Source organism: Gottfriedia acidiceleris (assembly GCF_023115465.1).
Lineage (GTDB): Bacteria > Bacillota > Bacilli > Bacillales > Bacillaceae_G > Gottfriedia > Gottfriedia acidiceleris_B.
Window position 1 is genome coordinate 1,370,848 of the sequence record NZ_CP096034.1, and the last position, 17,513, is coordinate 1,388,360.

General features: G+C 31.5%; 15 protein-coding genes. 10 read left to right on the forward strand and 5 right to left on the reverse strand.

The window, feature by feature from the left end:
- The first annotated feature begins 118 nt into the window (after positions 1–118).
- A complete protein-coding gene (locus MY490_RS06425) occupies positions 119–697 on the forward strand; it encodes a dihydrofolate reductase family protein (RefSeq protein ID WP_248268484.1) in 579 nt (192 codons plus the stop codon).
- Positions 698–886: 189 nt separating this feature from the next.
- On the opposite strand, the gene MY490_RS06430 is transcribed toward MY490_RS06425, so the two are convergent.
- A complete protein-coding gene (locus MY490_RS06430) occupies positions 887–1,612 on the reverse strand; it encodes a YwaF family protein (protein WP_248268485.1) in 726 nt (241 codons plus the stop codon).
- Between the two features lie 481 nt (positions 1,613–2,093).
- On the opposite strand from MY490_RS06430, the gene MY490_RS06435 reads away from it, so the two are divergent.
- The 3 genes from MY490_RS06435 to MY490_RS06445 all read left to right on the forward strand — a co-directional run bounded on the left by MY490_RS06435 (position 2,094) and on the right by MY490_RS06445 (position 3,979).
- Positions 2,094–2,543, forward strand: coding sequence for a hypothetical protein (locus MY490_RS06435; RefSeq protein ID WP_248268486.1), 450 nt, complete (start codon positions 2,094–2,096; stop codon positions 2,541–2,543).
- Between the two features lie 164 nt (positions 2,544–2,707).
- Positions 2,708–3,184, forward strand: a complete 477-nt coding sequence (locus MY490_RS06440; protein WP_248268487.1) for a GNAT family N-acetyltransferase — start codon at positions 2,708–2,710, stop codon at positions 3,182–3,184.
- Positions 3,185–3,814: 630 nt separating this feature from the next.
- The gene (locus tag MY490_RS06445; protein WP_248268488.1) at positions 3,815–3,979 is read left to right on the forward strand and encodes a hypothetical protein; all 165 of its coding nucleotides are present in this window, start codon (positions 3,815–3,817) and stop codon (positions 3,977–3,979) included.
- 64 nt (positions 3,980–4,043) lie between these two features.
- On the opposite strand, the gene MY490_RS06450 is transcribed toward MY490_RS06445, so the two are convergent.
- Both MY490_RS06450 and MY490_RS06455 read right to left on the reverse strand, forming a co-directional pair.
- Positions 4,044–4,403, reverse strand: a complete 360-nt coding sequence (locus MY490_RS06450) for a hypothetical protein (protein WP_248268489.1) — start codon at positions 4,401–4,403, stop codon at positions 4,044–4,046.
- A gap of 54 nt (positions 4,404–4,457) precedes the next feature.
- The gene (locus MY490_RS06455) at positions 4,458–5,750 is read right to left on the reverse strand and encodes a hypothetical protein (RefSeq protein ID WP_248268490.1); all 1,293 of its coding nucleotides are present in this window, start codon (positions 5,748–5,750) and stop codon (positions 4,458–4,460) included.
- A 338-nt stretch (positions 5,751–6,088) separates the two neighbouring features.
- On the opposite strand from MY490_RS06455, the gene MY490_RS06460 reads away from it, so the two are divergent.
- Positions 6,089–6,295, forward strand: a complete 207-nt coding sequence (locus MY490_RS06460) for a hypothetical protein (RefSeq protein ID WP_248268491.1) — start codon at positions 6,089–6,091, stop codon at positions 6,293–6,295.
- Positions 6,296–6,348: 53 nt separating this feature from the next.
- Here the strand turns inward: MY490_RS06460 and MY490_RS06465 are convergent, their stop codons facing one another.
- Positions 6,349–7,356, reverse strand: a complete 1,008-nt coding sequence (locus MY490_RS06465; protein WP_248268492.1) for an LCP family protein — start codon at positions 7,354–7,356, stop codon at positions 6,349–6,351.
- 669 nt (positions 7,357–8,025) lie between these two features.
- Between MY490_RS06465 and MY490_RS06470 the strand changes: the two genes are divergently transcribed.
- Both MY490_RS06470 and MY490_RS06475 read left to right on the forward strand, forming a co-directional pair.
- On the forward strand, positions 8,026–8,847 hold the full coding sequence (locus tag MY490_RS06470; RefSeq protein WP_248268493.1) for a hypothetical protein: 822 nt from the start codon (positions 8,026–8,028) through the stop codon (positions 8,845–8,847).
- 92 nt (positions 8,848–8,939) lie between these two features.
- The gene (locus MY490_RS06475) at positions 8,940–9,560 is read left to right on the forward strand and encodes a hypothetical protein (protein WP_248268494.1); all 621 of its coding nucleotides are present in this window, start codon (positions 8,940–8,942) and stop codon (positions 9,558–9,560) included.
- A gap of 148 nt (positions 9,561–9,708) precedes the next feature.
- Here MY490_RS06475 and MY490_RS06480 read toward each other — a convergent pair whose 3' ends face one another.
- Positions 9,709–9,972 (reverse strand): hypothetical protein, encoded by a 264-nt coding sequence (locus MY490_RS06480; protein WP_248268495.1) that lies wholly within the window; start codon positions 9,970–9,972, stop codon positions 9,709–9,711.
- 424 nt (positions 9,973–10,396) lie between these two features.
- Between MY490_RS06480 and MY490_RS06485 the strand changes: the two genes are divergently transcribed.
- The 3 genes from MY490_RS06485 (at position 10,397) to MY490_RS22075 (ending at position 17,147) form a co-directional block, all read left to right on the forward strand.
- Positions 10,397–10,903: a hypothetical protein gene (locus MY490_RS06485; RefSeq protein WP_248268496.1), complete on the forward strand. Its 507-nt coding sequence runs from the start codon at positions 10,397–10,399 to the stop codon at positions 10,901–10,903.
- Positions 10,904–10,909: 6 nt separating this feature from the next.
- Positions 10,910–11,755, forward strand: coding sequence for a hypothetical protein (locus tag MY490_RS06490; protein WP_248268497.1), 846 nt, complete (start codon positions 10,910–10,912; stop codon positions 11,753–11,755).
- A 1,288-nt stretch (positions 11,756–13,043) separates the two neighbouring features.
- The gene (locus MY490_RS22075) at positions 13,044–17,147 is read left to right on the forward strand and encodes a S8 family serine peptidase (protein ID WP_282439842.1); all 4,104 of its coding nucleotides are present in this window, start codon (positions 13,044–13,046) and stop codon (positions 17,145–17,147) included.
- The last annotated feature ends 366 nt before the right edge of the window (positions 17,148–17,513 follow it).

A 17,513-nucleotide genomic window follows, 5' to 3' on the forward strand; every position in this document is an offset into this window, starting at 1 on the left:
AAGAATTGAAGAAAAGGATTTAAGAAGAAAAATAACTTCTAACAATATAAACAGTTAGTAATTCCTTGTTTAGATAAATATAAGAAAACAACTATAAATTAGTACATAGGAGGATTTTATGAGAAATTTGATTTTATTTTTACATTCTTCTTTAGATGGCTTTGTAGAAGGACCAAAAGGTGAAATGGATATTGGATGGGTATCTTATAATGAAGAATTAGAAAAGCATGCTAGAGAAGTTTTAAGTACAGTAGACACCGTGTTATGGGGAAGAGGAACATATCAAATGATGGAAAATTATTGGACATCAGTACCTTCTAGCCCTGAAGCATCAGAATATGAAATTGAACATGCTAAATGGATAGAAGAGACATCAAAAGTGGTATTTTCTACGACACTTGAAAAAGCTGAATGGAATAATACAAAATTAGTAAAAGAAAATATTGAAGAAGAAATTAAAAACATAAAAAAACAGCCAGGTAAAGATATTATTATTTTAGGTAGTCCAAGGTTTGCACATGCTCTTATGGAACTTGATTTAATTGATGTAATTAAAATTACGATTTCTCCAGTTATTATAGGAAGTGGTCTACCTTTATTTAAGGCCTCAGAATATAAACGCAACCTCTCACTTGTCGAAAACAAAACATTTAATTCTGGTGTAATTGGCCTTACATATAATATTTTAAAATCGTAACTTAAATCGGCTGAGAAGTCCAATACTTAATATTTTTTCTTTAATTGCAGCAATCATATGTTATGAAAATTTATTAAAGTAAGTGAGATATTAAGCATAAAGAAAGCCAATTCCTGGACTATGGATTGGCTTTCTTTATGCAAAAAACTTTTTTACTCTTAATTTTAAGATAAATGTAAAGAACTTTGATTACCTTCTTTCTTTTTTCCTTTTTAACCAAAATGGACTATACAAAATGTAAAAGCTTAAAATCATCACCAATTCTGCTGATAGAAGATACCATGGCCAAGGCCCTAGATAATCTAATAGAGAAGTATTTTTGGGCTTTTTCATGAGATACATGAAATTAGTTTTCAACGACTTATTAATGAAAAATACGCAAGCTGCATAAAGGTTAACAATGAGAACGGTCACCCACAAGGATGTTATGGTCGGGCGATATTTGCTAGCTATTACCATTATCAAACAGGCAAGCACTACTCCTCCATGAGAAATAAAAAACTCAAAATATCGAAAGTGCGGAAACGAATAATGGCCAAGATCAGGTGTTATGATGGCTTGAATAGAGCTGGCCAAACCAGCAAAATACATGAATTGAAACAGTCTATAGCTATTAGTCAGAAGCATTACAATTGCCAGAATGACAGTAATATCACTAAGTTCAAGTGGCAAACCCGTTTTAAGCGACCAAGCATTCTCATACACAAGCCATATATGATAAAAAATCTCAGAGGCCAATAAGAGAATTGCTAAAGAGAAACGAAAAAGCCTTTTTTTCCCCGAGTCCTGAATCTGCTTTCTAAAGACAAATAGAAGAACACCGAGAATCAATATGATTCCGATTGTTAAAAGATGTACTTTTGAAAAAAGGCGAAATGGTCCCAGTTTTGAATGAAATTGAAAAATTCTTTCCAACATAATACCCCATTATCTGATTTAAATTTATGATTGAGTATTGTTAGTTTAGGGCAAATTCTGGCAGTTCTATACAGGAGTTAACGATTCAATCTTAACTTTGCTGATTACTTAGCAATTAGGATAAAATTTAAGCAGTATATTGAAGAATTATAAATCGAAGAAACTAAAAACACTAAAAGAAAGGGAATATCGAGTAAAGTGTTTCTTCTTTCTACCAAATATGGAGTGTATAATAGTATCCATTTTTTATACTAAAGCAGGATTAGATGATTTCTATAGAGGTTCTATCATAGTGGTAGATTCGAAAAAGAAATGATTCCAATTGTTGACCCTAATTACTTACAAAGAAAATGGCAAATAAATGTTCCATCTTATTTAGAAGTAAAAGGCTATCATTGCAATGTTGGAGCAAGAGGGCTTAAAGTATACAAATGATAATTTATAATAGTAAGGCTGTATGACAGGATGGAGATTAATTATGCTGCAAAAGATTAGAATAGGGAAATGGTTAATTGAAGTTGATATGGATAGAACACGAGAATTTTATAATAAAGATATAGAAGTCTGCAACTGCTTATATTGTAAAAATTACCTTGATGCAACAAAGTTTTTTAAGCCAACTGTAATCGATCTTTTTAAGAAATTAGGAATTAATCCAGTAAAACCAGCGCATCTTTCCCAATTCCCTATTGAGATAAAATCGAGACATTTATACTTAGGTAATTATTATTTTGTTGGAAGAGTGTTAGAAGGCGAATTATGTTCTAATTCAAACTTTAATAAAATGAATACAATTGGGATTGAGAATTTTATATTTGTTTTCTCAGAGGAATTAGATTTTTTGCCCGAAGGTTTTCTAGATCCAGTCTTGCAAATAAGTTTTGAAGTTAATATTCCTTGGATTCTTAAAGAAAATCCTGAAGATTAAATAAAAATCATAATAGACTATAGAAAAGATCGTTAAACTTTAGACGGATTTTACTGTGATGAACATATAGAAATAGTTTGGAGTATATTCAACTGATCTATCTTTAAAAGATCGCAAGTTAATAAATTACTACAAAGTTAAAACAACCAAAGAGGTGAAAACGCATGGAAATTTCAATCCGAAATGCCAATCAAAAAGACTACGAATCATTATTACCATTATTTAGACAAGTTCACGATTTACACGTTTCTGAAAGACCAGACCTATACAAAGAAAACTCAACTCCAGTTGGAGAAGAGGAATTCAATAACCAACTAAAAGATGATAAACAACATATCCTTGTGGCTACTTTTAGTACTGAAATAGTAGGCGTGGCAGTTTTGAAGGAAGAAGAGTTACCCGAAAACTCTTTTATAAATGCAAGGAAGATTTTACTTGTGAATAGTTTATGTGTTGATGACGTGAGTAGGAAAAAAGGGATTGGAAGAAAACTCATGCAATCTGTGATTGATTTCGCGAAAGAATTGAACGTTGATAGCATTGAATTGGGAGTTTCGGAGAGTAATCAAAATGCATTCCATTTTTATGAGTCAATTGGAATGGCAACAAAAAATAGAAAAATGGAGTTTCGATTAAGTTAAGCAAAAGTAATCGACTAATGATATTATCCCCTACAGGAGGACAGTAAAAAAAGAGAACATGATATGATGTTCTTAACTGTTTATCTGAGAGGGAATATATTAACCAATAGTCGAGCAGGTTCACATCCTAATACGATGAGAGTTGGGTTTTAAATTAGTGATTTTAGGGGAGTCTCAATAGAGACTTCCCTGTTTTATTTTTGGCAATGAATAAGTCCAGAAATGTGATAGTAGAAAAACACAAGAGCCAAATATTTTTATTAACTGTAGTAATCGCTATTTTCGTTGGTATACCTCAAACTAAATCATTTGTTGGTCGATGGTTATTTATTTCAATATTTGATTTTGCACTTTCAATTTTAGTAATTGTTTCAACGTATTTTCTTTATTTTTTATTGATAGGAAAATACTTTAAAAAAACAGTCAGGTATTCTTTTCAAGCTGCTCTTAAAACAATCTGGTTGCTATGGATTTTTTTAATAGTTTCGGTTAGTATTTATAAGCCAATCGAAAATATGGTTTATTTTACAAAATGAAACAAAAACAGAATTAACAAAGCGATCATTAACTTTATTCAAAGAAAGAATGAAAACAAAGGGAAAAGTTGATAGCGTTTTTCAGATTAGTAGAATGAAAGGCTGGGCTGATGTTGAAGTAAGTGTCTTTGAGAAAGATAGGGTACTTGAAATCGATATCATGCCAACTAATAAAAATGATAAACGAGCGGAAGATTTTTATTATGTCTATAAGGATGGTAAATGGGTACTAGACAGAACAATATCACAAATATACTAAGTTATAAAATAAAGAGCCTGTATCATCGATTACTTGGTAATCGTGGTACAGGCTTTTTATCTAATCATTGTTGCTGAATATGTGGTTGTTCTTTTAAATGATCCGTCAGGTCTTCTACAACAAATGCGAATTCATCGTAAGATACACATTCTAATGGGAATTCTAGTGCAACTTTGTTTTGTTTGTTGTAAATTGCAACAACTTTGGAACGTCGGTCAAGCAGTCTTGTTTGCATGTTAGACTTTTGAATTGTTATTTTTTTTATGTCTTCTAGTCTAATCTGAGAGTGAGCATCTTTTTCGGTATATTTGACAACATTGCCGACGATTTCGATTTTGTTTTTTAATAGTTTAGTTTTATATATTTGATATGAAACGATTAAAACGGCAAATAAAGTTGTTAAAGTGATGTATACTGGGTCCATTGTGGTAAAAGCTCGATATCCTCGTACAGCTAGTAAGAGGTACCAAGTGTAGAATCATTTACTTAATTTAGGCTTACTTTCGTAGTATAAAATAGAAGCATCTTCTTCTTTTTCATTTACTCTTTTGTCCATAAATACTTGCACATGTTCTTCAACTGATTTTTCATTGAACTGTCCATCTTCTAAATAAGTACCTTCCCACATATGGACAGAGTCATCTTCTTCCTCAAGAGCGTAAGCACCTACCCATGCTGGAATGACTTGATCATCATGTGAAACGGATGCTAAATAATAACGGATCGGTTGGTTATATGAATTTTCAATATCAAGTTTTTTGATTAACTCGATTGTTTCAGGTACAAAATCATGTTCTTGTACGATATAAAGAAACAAGTGACTTTTAGCGAAATATTCTTGTTTTTTCTCTTTAATAGGGAATAAGTGCTCTTTACGAATTCTGAGTATTTCCCAATAAAAATATTCCGTTGACTCTATATTTGTTGCACAGTCCAACAGTAGTTCTTCAGGTACGTCAATGTCTCGTTGTAGAGCGGCAATAATTGCGTTAGTTCGAATAAACGGGTCAGTAAATGTCATTGCTTCTTTTATAAAAGGTGTCATCTCATCATTAAAGTAATACTCCATTAAAGAAAGATAGATTGACATAATTGAACGGATTTGTAAATAGGTTTCTTTCCATGAGCCATACACAAACTTAATATCATAATCATTTTGATAAGGCAGAAATTCCTCTACTTGCTTTTGATAATCCACTAATAACAATGGTGCGATGTACTTTGTTTTGAAACGGTCCAGATAATTTTTATCTAAACAGTATGACAACAATCGATAAAAAGTAGTTTTATATTCTTCCACTTCAAATAATTCAGTATGTTTTTCTAATAGTTTAATAATGATACCAGGATTCTCGTATAGCACATCTAATGGTAAGACAACTTGTTTGTTTTGAATATCTCGTTCGATTAATTCCAAGATTGCTAGTTCATGCTCTTCTCCGTCAAAAGAGGTTATGTATCGAAATACTTCTTCTTTAGCAGCCTTACTATATTCAGGGTAATATTTTATTAATCCCTCTGTTAATTCAGGTATTTCAAAATCAGAGATGAATTTGATTAGATGGTAACTAGGATCATCCCATACTTTAAATGATGTTGGATATGGATAAGCGGCTTCTTTCGCTAACCATTCTAAAGTTAATAAATTAAATTGTAGGTCATCTACTTCTGATAGTTTGTTTAATTCAAAAATTGCATCATGACGAATTGTTGGATCTGTATGTTTTAATCCTTCGACGATGTGTTTCAGTTGTGATTTAGAATTTGACACAATACTCCTCCGATATCTGGTTGTAAGTTATACTTTCTAACAATATTTTAATTTTATTGGAAAAACTTATCGATCGCCACTATTAAATAGTAGTAAGTAGGAGATTATTAATAGTTTAGTTGAGATTAAGGTTGTCTAATTGGACTATCTTTTTTTATTTTTCTAGCCTACACTAACTACTTGAATTTTTACCTAAAAATCAACATTTTAAAGTTGGCACGGAAATTGCTTTTTTAAAATAATAGAAAAACAAGAAGGGGGGCAGATATTGGAAATTATCACTCAGTAGTTTATAGATTCGATTATTGGCTTGAATGCGGAAATAGTAACGAAAGATATTGAGTGTCCATTATGGGCATGGTAAGGATAATCTTTTATACCCTGTTGATGAGTCGGTTCAGTTTTTTGAGACAGCAGCGGAGCCTAAAGAGTTGTATTTAATTGATGGTAAGCATAATGATTTTATGTATCATGGGCATCCTGTGTTCCAGGAATTGGTTGGGGGAGCTTATGAGATTTTTTGGGAAGAATTTGAGTTATACTAAATTGGAGAAAGTAAGATAACAGTTTTTAAAGAAAGGACGCATTTTGCGTCCTTTTAGTAATTTAAAAACAGCTCCAAAACCTCTTTATTTTTTTCTATATCAATTTCCAATACTTCACCGGCTTTTTCAAATCTTTTTGGAGTGAAAGCGTTGTTTACAGGAATTCTTAATGTCTCTACATCCTTGTCTTTACCCTTAACGATGTAATCTGAACTTATTTTTAATAAGTCCATTGTAGACATGTTGGTTTGAATATAAGGCTGAATCACCCCTAACGTTTTAGGCAAACTTTCAATTCCTTTAAAAGTAAGTACTTGGGATTTAATAGCTTCCAGCACTTTTTGTTGTCTAACAACTCGATCAAAATCACCTTTAGCATCATGCCTAAATCTTGCATAACCTAAGAGCTCTTTGCCATTTAAATGTTGAACCCCAGGTTGAAGACTAACTTCGATATGACTTACCATCGGTTTCTCTACATTAATTGTTATTCCTTTTGGAGCAATCTCATCAATAACTTTCTCAAAGCCTTTGAAATCAATTATTGCATAATATTCAATTTCAATTCCAAAATTTTGTTCAATTGTTTGTCGTAGAAGCTCAACCCCTCCGAAAGAATAGGCTGCGTTAATCTTATGTTTTCCATACCCCCGAATTGAAACATAACTATCCCTCATAATTGAAACTAACTTTGTTTCGTGTTTTTTATTGTATTGTAAGATCATAATTGAATCCGTTCGAGAGCTTTCACCTTTTTTACGAGCATCTTCTCCCAACAATAGGATGTTAGTTTTATTAGGTAGTTTAGTAGAGTTGAATTTTATAGTTTTTTTATTAGTGTTATGTTGAACTAACTGAATTCCTTTTTTATATTGATAGAATCCATAACATAATGTACCTGATAATAGAATTACTAGGATTATACTTAATTTTAATAAAAGACTTTTCTTTTTCTTGTTCCTATTAAGCTGTCTATACATAGTCTCCTTTACCAAACTAGAAGTATTTTTAATTGAATTGGCATACGTTACCCCCATTGAGGCACTTACCAATTTACTCAATTTAGGGCAACCACGCCAAACTATTTATAAATTACAAGGAATAACTTTTTTATATTTTTATAAATTTTGTGTAAAAATCCAATTATTACCCCTAAATATATAGATAGAGTAATAAATAACGACATATTTTCATCAAAATGAAGTAAAAAGAGTGTTAATGATAAAATAAAAAATACAATAAGTGAAGGGATTGCAAAAATAAAAATAATTTTCATTTAAGTGACCTCTTTATTATATTTTGAATTGATTAGAAAACCTTATCTATCAAATTGATCACCTCTTTATGTAATATATAATGTTTTTAATTATAGTAATCTTGCGAATAAATTTAGTGGAATTTTTGTGAATGTTTTTAGTAAAACGTTACATATTTTTACTTTTAAAAGTACCTTTGTGAAAATTAAATAAAAATATAGGAATAATGCTGTTATTAGAATCATAGGTGTTAAATTTTCATGTTTTTTCAATAGGAGTAGTTGCAGCTGTAGATAGAAATGTGAATTCGTTCACAAAAATGACAATGGGTTTTAGTAAAATTTACCTTTTAAAATGTTAAGCTAATTTCGTAAACGTTTACTAAAAAATTAGCAGGTACGATTTGAAAAAGATTACTTTATTTAAAAAAATTTCTAACTGATTTAGTAAGGACACAGAGAAAGGGGAGGTAACATGAAAAAATACATAGGATTTAAGAAGTTAGGAGTAGCTGTTCTGACAGCAGGGATTTTATGTGGAGCAACACCGACATTTGCAGCAAGTCCAGTTCAGTATAAAATGGATTCGGCTAAAAAAGAAAATGCACAATTGAATTACATTAAAAAAGAGGGGTACAAACTGGAAAAACCAGTACAGTCGGTCGTGTATTATGACACTTCTCATGTACAAGAATCAAAGGCGAAATTAAAAGCATCTTCAGCAACTACAGCTACAACAATTACTACAAATGCAGTTGTTACACCAAAAGCTATAGCGGTTGAACCGGGAACAACAAGGGTTACTACTTACCAATATCCTGTTAGCGGAAGTCTTTATTTTGTTGAGAAAAAGAATGGAGCTACTGCGAATTCAATATGGAACGTGAGTATGTATATCGGAGGAAAACTAGTTGGTACTGTTGGCGGTTTTATTCTAGATGGATTATCACTTGCGCTAGATTCAGTTGATAAAACTTCTGGGGCGTCTGTACAAACATTTAAATCATACCGTTACACAGAAAAAAATGGCCAAGTCTACAAAACTAGTAAGAGCTGGGGAACTTACTATACAGCAGAACAAGAAGAAACATTTAAACATGCTTTAAATGCTTATCGTTCTAAAAAGTACAATGAAACTAGAACTGTACAAGTTGATTATGTGCCATCTAGAGGATACTCTGCGTTTAAAATTGCTTATTCAACTTACTACAAAAATAATAAAGCTATTTCTGATCGAGCTTGGACAAACTGGTATAAAGGATATAACTATTATATAACACCTGAATTTGCAGGCTAAATTTCACTTTTAATTTATAATGGAGTTCTTTATAAAGGACAAAAACTAAAAAAGAAGGAGAGGAAAAGGGGGCCATATTCCGTTCTCATAAAATGAAAAAACTAATTATACTAATTACTACAATTTTAACTATGTCGATTTTCACAGCTTGTGAAAAAATAGAAGCTCTAGAATCGAAACCTGCTTCTACATCAACCACTACAGAACAAACTTCTCCAACCAGAGAAAATGGTGACGATTCAATGAAAGTTGAATCGGCAGATATTTTGAAGAAGAAGCCATCTGAGTTCTTATTAAATAGTAAAAACTTCCATGTTGGGGCTGAAACTTATCAGTCTGCTGAGGGAAGAATAGAGATCGATATTAGAGTTTCAAAAGCAAAAACATACATGAAAAATGTCATCGTCTCAGGTCAATTACCAATTAATGCTTATGAAGTTTTGTACACTCCCGATTTGTTGATTACGAACATTTTAATGAAAAAATCTTTTTCAGATAAAGCAGTTTCTAGGGAGTACACAATCTCTCCGTCTATTAAATCTCCAGGAGGTATTTCTGCAGGTAGAAGTTTTAACTTATTCCCTAAAGAGACATTCGAAGACGCAATAGCGAAATTAAATGAGATTTCTATAAAAGTAAATTGGATTGATCAGAAAGATAAATCTCATACTGAATATTTAAAGACAAAGATCCAGATTAAACGGCCTGAATAGAAAGCATTACAACTTTTTTTGATTAAAAATTGCCCCGAAATCGCTGGGGCTTTTCATGTTATATCACGTTTTAGGATAGATACAACTAAACACATTTCTTCCTATTAATTGGACATATAATCTAATTTCAATGCTGACCTCCGCTATTTTACTTATTAACAAATATTGATACACCTACAAATAATAAAAAACTTAAAATAATATATTGATAATTTCGTTTAGTTCGAGGCATTATTATAAAAATAATTAAGTAACTTAATAAAAATAAACATGATACAACTACATTCACGATATTTTCTATCATAAAACGTGCATTTAACATAATAAATAAAGACTGCATCCCAGATGAAATAGATAGAATTCTATATAAAGGAAAAGCTTTCTCATCGTTTAGAAAAACATTCTCATCCATATCTTCCAATACTCCTTTTTTAGTTTAATCTATCAAAAATATAAAATTTTCATTACTTTATTTTGAATTGATTAGAAAACCTTATCCATCAAATCAATCACCTCTTTATGTAATATATAATGTTTTTAATTATAGTAATCTTGGGAATGAATTTAGTGGAATTTTTGTGAATGTTTTAGTAAAACGTTACAAAATTTTACTTTTAAAAATACCTTTGGGAAGATTAAATAAAAATATAGGAATAATACATGTTTTAGAATCATAGTTGTTAAATTTTCATGTGGTTTCTATATGAGTAAACGCAGCCGTAGATAAAAATGTGAAATTGTTCACAAAAATGACACTGTATTTTAGTAAAATTTACCTTTTAAGGTGTTAAGCTAATTCCGTAAACGTTTACTAAAAAAAAATTAGGAGATATGATATGAAAAAGATTACTTCATTTTTAACTTCTGCGGTAATAATAAGTACGATTTTAATAAATGGAAGTGGAGTTGCATCTGCTTCCGGAGGTTTTGTGAAAAGAACCAGTAATATAACTGGTGTAGGAAGTGTTACCAATCCTATTAAATTTGATAAATATTTAACATCTGCTTTGGCACCAGCTAAAGAATACACTGTTTCTCAAACAGTTACCCGTGGCTCGACTATAACTGGGAATATTACATCAGAAGGAATAAAAAATTTAAAACTGCAATTTTCTTATGGAAAAACAACTTCAACATCAGACATGATCGGTACAGTAATATCAGCCAACCCAAAAAAGAATTCAAAATTGGGCTTGAAAATTAAATATAAAGAACAAAATTATAAAGAAAATGTAACTGATGAATATTGGTATAGTAACTCGGGTACATCATATATAAAGTATTCAAATAGTGGTAAATATAGTATACCGGTAGATAAATATATATTTGTTCAATATCAGTAAAAAAATATGAATATCAGAAAAAAATTATTTATTTTTTTATTAATCTCTGTATCAATCTTTTTACTAGTTGTATTGACAGGTCAATTAATGTTCAATAAGAAAAGTAAATCATACCTAACTAATGAAGCTATAAGTGAGACCATATCAAACACATTTTTTCCGATTAATGGTTCGTATAGTCTTAGAGTAGGAGAAGTTACACCACTAAATTTTACTTACATTTATTCAAGTGATAAGAAAGACTTGTTTCATAAAATTGATTCGATCTATCTAAATAGTGAGGATGCAATTAGTATTGAAAGTTTTCGAGTAAATGGAAATGCCAAGATTGGAAAGTATCATGTGAAAACTTTAGGGCTTAATATTGTCGGTAATTCTGAAGGTAAAACAGAAATAAGGGAATTAAACATACTAACTAAAAGTGGATTGAAAAAATACGATGTTGGAGCTTTAGGGATAAATGTTGTTCAAGGGACTACTGATAATCCTCTAGTAGAAGGAAATAGTTATCCCATTATTAGAGGAGAAATAAATAATTACTTGTATAGTTTACAAAATATCAGTAGCAATAAAATAGTTGTAAACAAATTTGACGCGGAATTGAATGGTGAACAAGTATTCAATGTTGAACCAATTGTTATAGCTCCAAATGAACAAAAAGAAGATGAAGTCCCAATTAAAGTAGATTTTCAAAAATCACCTTATGCTGTTACAGTGTTGAGACCATCGATCCATTATTCAGTTAGAAAAGAACAAAGAGTTTTAATTCCGCCACCAACATGGTATGGCTTAATGGAAATTACAGAAGAACAAATAGAAAAGACTATTGAGTATCATAATTTACCATTTTAGGCCAGGCTATGACGTCATTCTACATCAAAGAAAATTTACAACTGATTTTGTAAGTAAACTATAGTATGGATCAAATATAGCATACACCCGCAAAGACTAACTCCACTGCACTCTCTTTGATTAAGCAAGGGAAAATGTATTAAGTAGTATATCTAACATTGAGAGGTTATTATTTTGAATTCAAAACCAATGTTTGTGATGAACTTTTCTCAATTATTCGGGATCATTTTTCTATTATTTATAGAAATTAAGGATTTTTATAATATTAAATGGTCACAATCAAATATAATAATAGCTATATTTGCTATATTTTTTGTCATACTAATATTAATTCTTTTTATTAATATTTTGTTCAACTTTATTTTAGACAGATTTACATCATATAAATTAGATTATAAAAAAAATCAAGAAAAGGTTTTAATCACTATTTTCTTAGTTAATGAAATATTATTTTTAATAACATATGTTTTATTACTATTTAATAATCAATTATTCTTTACCTTACAAGATTATAAATATATTACACCTATTATTTTTTCATTATTATTTTCTATTCTATTGGGATTAAAAATTAAAGACATAATATATTTCAATGTCGGGATAATCTCGGCAAATATTTTTCTTTTGATATCCCAGAAACTTTTCCTATTAATAATCAAATCTTTTTAATTAAATCATTAATATGTTTAATAATATGTCAAACGAGGATAATAACAATCATATTGCGAAATTAATAAAAGAGAAAATTTATTTGGTTGATCAAACAAGTAGCTTAAAAGAGCTACTTTTTTCTTTTTACTCTAGACTACTATTACCGACTTACCTCAGCCATTCTATTAGAATAGTTCCGGAACATTTTTATATATTGAAAAAAAGTGTTCAATATATAAAGACAATATTAATTTTAAAATCGAATTTATAAAATCTCAAACCTCTTGAACGATGCTCTTTCATTCAAAAACTTTTTTAAAATTCAAGACTGTTTGAAATTAATTTTAGGTATACGAAGACCCCCTTCAAAACTAAATTCCCCCAAGAGATTTATCGAAATTTAGTAGAAATGTACTCTTGACTAACTGAATTTTTTCTTTTTCCTATTTTAATTGTTTAAAAAGGGGACTTAAATTTAATTGTTTGAACCTTTAAGAATGAATAGAAGGTCAACTCCTTTTTTCAATTCCCCCAATATACTTTAAGTATATCTCTATCTATAATATTAATTAAATGATTATTCTGAATATTAGTCAGGATATTCTTTTTTTATTAAGAAATTTTGGAGGTTAGTAAGATGAAAAAAATGAGAGCGAAGGTTTTTCAAGCTACAGCTGTGTTTGCTCTAGCTAGCAGTAGTATTCTAGGGTACTCAGTTGTTAAAGAGAGGCCAGCGTATGCAAGTTCAAATGAAGCTGAGAGTATACTTCGAACGCTTTCAGATGAACAACGAGCGGCTTTGCAGCGATTAGATTCTTCAGAGATAAAGACTGGCTTACGATTAGACGAGGATATTGACTTATCTAGTGATGAAGAGGTAACGGTAATTGTTGAGTTTAAAGAACTTCCAGCAAAAGTAGCACAATTAGAAAAAGCTGTAAAAGGAGAATCGATCTCTCTTGAGAAAGCAAAGGATAATGTAGAAAAGTCACATACTCAGTTTAAAAAGGAGCTACAAGAAAAACTAGGAGCAAAAGAGAAATCTACTAATGAGAACTTTCATATTAAATATACATACCAAAATGCATTTAATGGTGTGACAATGTCTCTTCCTGCAAATCAAATTAAGAAATTAATGGATTTTGATATGGTCAAGGCTGTTTATAGTGATACAACCATCCAAATTAAACCTCCAAAAGTAGGAGTAGAAGAACAAGAGCAAACAAAAGTAGATAGTATACCATTTTTAAAAATTGATCAATTACATAAGGAAGGTTATACCGGAAAAAATATAAAAATTGGTGTAATTGATACGGGTATTGATTATAATCACCCTGATTTAAAAGATGCATATAAAGGTGGTTACGATTTTGTAGATAATGATAATGACCCAATGGAAACTACATATGCCCAGTGGAAAGCATCTAAAAAAGCAGAATTTGTAAATGGCAGTTCGTATTATACGGAACATGGTACACATGTTTCTGGTACAATTGCGGGTCAAGCTAAAAATAACTCTGAATATAAAGTAACCGGCGTGGCACCTGATGCGGATCTATATGTATACCGTGTTCTAGGGCCATATGGTTCAGGTTCGAATTCAGCCGTTATTGCTGGGATTGATCGATCCGTGGCAGATGGAATGAATGTCATTAACCTTTCGTTAGGTGCTACATTAAACAATCCGTTAGAAGCGACAAGCTTAGCAGTCGATAATGCCGTTTTAAGCGGAGTTACGGCTGTCGTTGCAGCTGGAAATGCTGGGGATAGTGGGATGTACACATTAGGTTCACCAGGTGCAGCAGCACTTGCATTAACGGTTGGAGCGAGTTCTACAGCAACTAAGGTAACTACATTTACGAGTGAATTTGCGGCAAATGGTAATAACAGTGAAAGCACATTACAATTGATGACAAAAAAATGGACAGATGATTTTAGTAGTTTGTCTGGAAAAACATTCGAGATTGTTAATGTAGGTGAAGGTGGAGCAACAGATTACACTGGAAAGAACGTTAAAAATAAAATTGCATTTGTCGCTCGTGGTACGTATGCATTGGTTGATAAAATGAATTATGCAAAACAAAATGGAGCAGTTGGGGTAATTATTTACAACAACAATGCTACTGAAGGACAAATTCCTTATTATTTAGGAGAAAGTAATAATAATATTCCTGTGTTTTCAATGACAAATAAAGACGGATTAGCTGTCAATAACTTATTTGCTAATGGAACACCGACGGTTACGTTAGGTTCAATTGGACAGGCTGAAATTCCTGGAGATGAACTAGCGAGCTTTAGTTCAAGAGGGCCATCTGGAACATTGTATGATATCAAACCAGAAATAACGGCACCAGGTGTAGATGTATTATCAACAGTGCCTTCTTATATTAGTAACAAAAACGACGTAACCGATTATTCCTCTGCCTACTTAAGAATGTCTGGGACATCAATGGCAACTCCTCATGTTGCTGGTATTGCAGCATTACTTTTACAGGCACACCCAGATTATACTCCAGCAGATGTTAAAACAGTTTTAATGAATACAGCGGATCCTTTAAGAGGTCAAAATAGTGTGTTTGAAGTGGGGGCAGGAAGGGTAGATCCTTACGAAGCAATTTATTCACGTACCGAGTTAGCAGTGCAAGATGAAACACCATATATAAAAAATAACCAAATGGAGATCATCAACGAACAAACAGGTGGCCTTAGCTATGGTTTTATTCCAATCAATCAAAACGACATCACAAAATCTACGAATATATTAATCACAAATCATACTGACAAAATGCAAAAATATACAATTTCGGTAGAGTATAATGTTGGGGCACGTGGATCGTTAGATGCCGTGGAGAATGGTGTGAAAGTCTCATTGCCTGAAGAACTTAAAATGAAAAAAAATAGTCAGGAAACAATTCCTGCGTCACTTTTCATTCCATCTACTGCTAAAAAGGGAACTTATGAAGGCTATATTCATGTAGTGAATGATAAGGACCCAGAAGATAACTATCAAATTCCGTTTGGGTTCCGTCTAGTAGAAGAAGGATTGGAATATTTCAGGGCTCATTCACCAAGCATTTCGACTAATCGTGCGATTAACCCTTATAGTGTAAAAGGAACGGATTTAGATTTTAAACTAAATTCACCAATGAAAACATTAGATTTTATTTTAGTCGATCCGAAAACAAATAGAGATTTAGGCGTAATCACGTCAATTGATAGTTCCAGTGCAGGAATCGATGCTGATTATTACATTCAAAAAGGGTTTGTTGGTAGGTATTTTCCATTTACAGGAAATGCTAAAAAGCCAATTGGCTATACGTCTGTATTAGCAACGGATGGATTATACAAAATGAAAGTGATTGGGACTAATTTGGATGGTAAACAGTTTACAAAGACTGATCAAATATATATTGATAATAGACGTCCATCTTTTACGTTAGATGATACAAATGCTCTACCAAAAGGCGATTTACCAATTGTTGAATTAGCACCTGGCCAAAAAACAGTTACATTATCAGGAACTGTTGTCGATCAAGAGGCAAAGGAAATGGAAGCTAGTGGTATGACTGTAACGCAAGCCGACAATAAGGTTTGGTATGGACCGAACACTCCTGCTTATAGTATTGCAGTTGATAGTAATGGTAGGTTTTCGAAAGAAATATCAGTGGACTCTCCTAACGCAGTTAACATGCTTCAATTCACTGGAGCGGACAGAGCTGGAAACTCAATGAACGCAAAAGTGATCTATTATATGAAATCAGGAACACAATATATTTACGCGAAACCAAATAAAGAATCCTTTACAATGGGAGATCAATTAACGTATACATTTTATGCCCATGGTTTACAAAATGCAAAAGATCTAACGATTAAATTTGACTATACTTCAAGATTCTTTAATTCGGTCGTTTTTAATAAAAATAATGCTTTATCCGATGATACAGTGTTCACAGCTACATCAACTGGGACTTCAAGCAAGTCGAACACAATTAATATTAAAGCACCAGGAGACGGCCTAACGGGCGATCTACCATTATTTGATATGAAAGTAGAAACGAACGCAAATGAATTTGTAAATGTAAATACAATCTTTTTCTATGTGACTTCATCTACTTATAAAGATAATAACGGGAAAACAGTAAGCCCATATACTCAATTCGGATTATTACCAAGTTATCCAGCTTATTCAAACGCTACAGCAAAAATCAATCCTGTAGGCTTATTAAATGCAAATGGAAGTTTTAATTTTGCCATCGACTACACTACCATTGGTGCACAAGCTAAAGCAAAAGACTCCAAAGGTCAACTATACAATGGTGAAATTCAAAAAAATGGAAACATCGTATTTAGTAAACTACCAATTACTGAACAATTATATAACGTCATCATCGATGTTCCGGGTCATTTTACGACTTACACACCGATGGAAGTTGGAAGAAAAGATTGGAATATTAATATAGGAGAAAGTATTTCCTATCCTACAGTAAGGGAGAATGCAGGGGATCTAAATAAAGATAATGTAATCGATATTTATGATGTAATTTTACTAGAACAATATTGGGGTACGAATAACCGAAATACTGATATCAACTTTGATGGTAAAGTTGATGCATTGGACTTCAAATTGCTTGAAGCAAATTATTTAAAAGAAAACGATTATGTATTGGATACTCCTACTGCTGTAAAGGAGTCTAATGGAAAAACGATTGAGTCTGTGAAGAAGAGTCTTGGGATAAATTAGAGTTGGGGTTTAATTATAGGATAGTAGATTAATAATATGAATGAAGCCAGGGGAGATCCCTTGGCTTTATTTGTTTTTATGATTATCGGTTTACATGGGTGGAGGGCTTTTTCGAACTTTATCGTTTTAAGTTCATGAAACCACCACTAAGTTTTACAAGTAATCGATCTTTTCCTATGTTTGCCAAGAATCACCCCCCTAGAACTAATTTCCTGTTTTTCTTACAAAATTTTAATGTGAATTTTAAAAATAGTTAATAATTTACCAAATTCCCCCAATAAATTATTTGCTAATTTGTCTATTTAATTTAAGCAAACATAATCTAGCAACTTTAATTTTAAGGGATTACTAAATTCAGAAGAAAGT

Excerpts from the sequence above, each read along its gene's own strand:
- MY490_RS06425 (WP_248268484.1), top strand. The coding sequence starts at position 119 with ATGAGAAATTTGATTTTATTTTTACATTCTTCTTTAGATGGCTTTGTA.
- MY490_RS06435 (WP_248268486.1), top strand. The coding sequence starts at position 2,094 with ATGCTGCAAAAGATTAGAATAGGGAAATGGTTAATTGAAGTTGATATG.
- MY490_RS06440 (WP_248268487.1), top strand. The coding sequence starts at position 2,708 with ATGGAAATTTCAATCCGAAATGCCAATCAAAAAGACTACGAATCATTA.
- MY490_RS06445 (WP_248268488.1), top strand. The coding sequence starts at position 3,815 with ATGAAAGGCTGGGCTGATGTTGAAGTAAGTGTCTTTGAGAAAGATAGG.
- MY490_RS06450 (WP_248268489.1), bottom strand. The coding sequence starts at position 4,403 with ATGGACCCAGTATACATCACTTTAACAACTTTATTTGCCGTTTTAATC.
- MY490_RS06470 (WP_248268493.1), top strand. The coding sequence starts at position 8,026 with ATGAAAAAATACATAGGATTTAAGAAGTTAGGAGTAGCTGTTCTGACA.
- MY490_RS06475 (WP_248268494.1), top strand. The coding sequence starts at position 8,940 with ATGAAAAAACTAATTATACTAATTACTACAATTTTAACTATGTCGATT.
- MY490_RS06480 (WP_248268495.1), bottom strand. The coding sequence starts at position 9,972 with ATGGATGAGAATGTTTTTCTAAACGATGAGAAAGCTTTTCCTTTATAT.
- MY490_RS06485 (WP_248268496.1), top strand. The coding sequence starts at position 10,397 with ATGAAAAAGATTACTTCATTTTTAACTTCTGCGGTAATAATAAGTACG.
- MY490_RS06490 (WP_248268497.1), top strand. The coding sequence starts at position 10,910 with ATGAATATCAGAAAAAAATTATTTATTTTTTTATTAATCTCTGTATCA.
- MY490_RS22075 (WP_282439842.1), top strand. The coding sequence starts at position 13,044 with ATGAAAAAAATGAGAGCGAAGGTTTTTCAAGCTACAGCTGTGTTTGCT.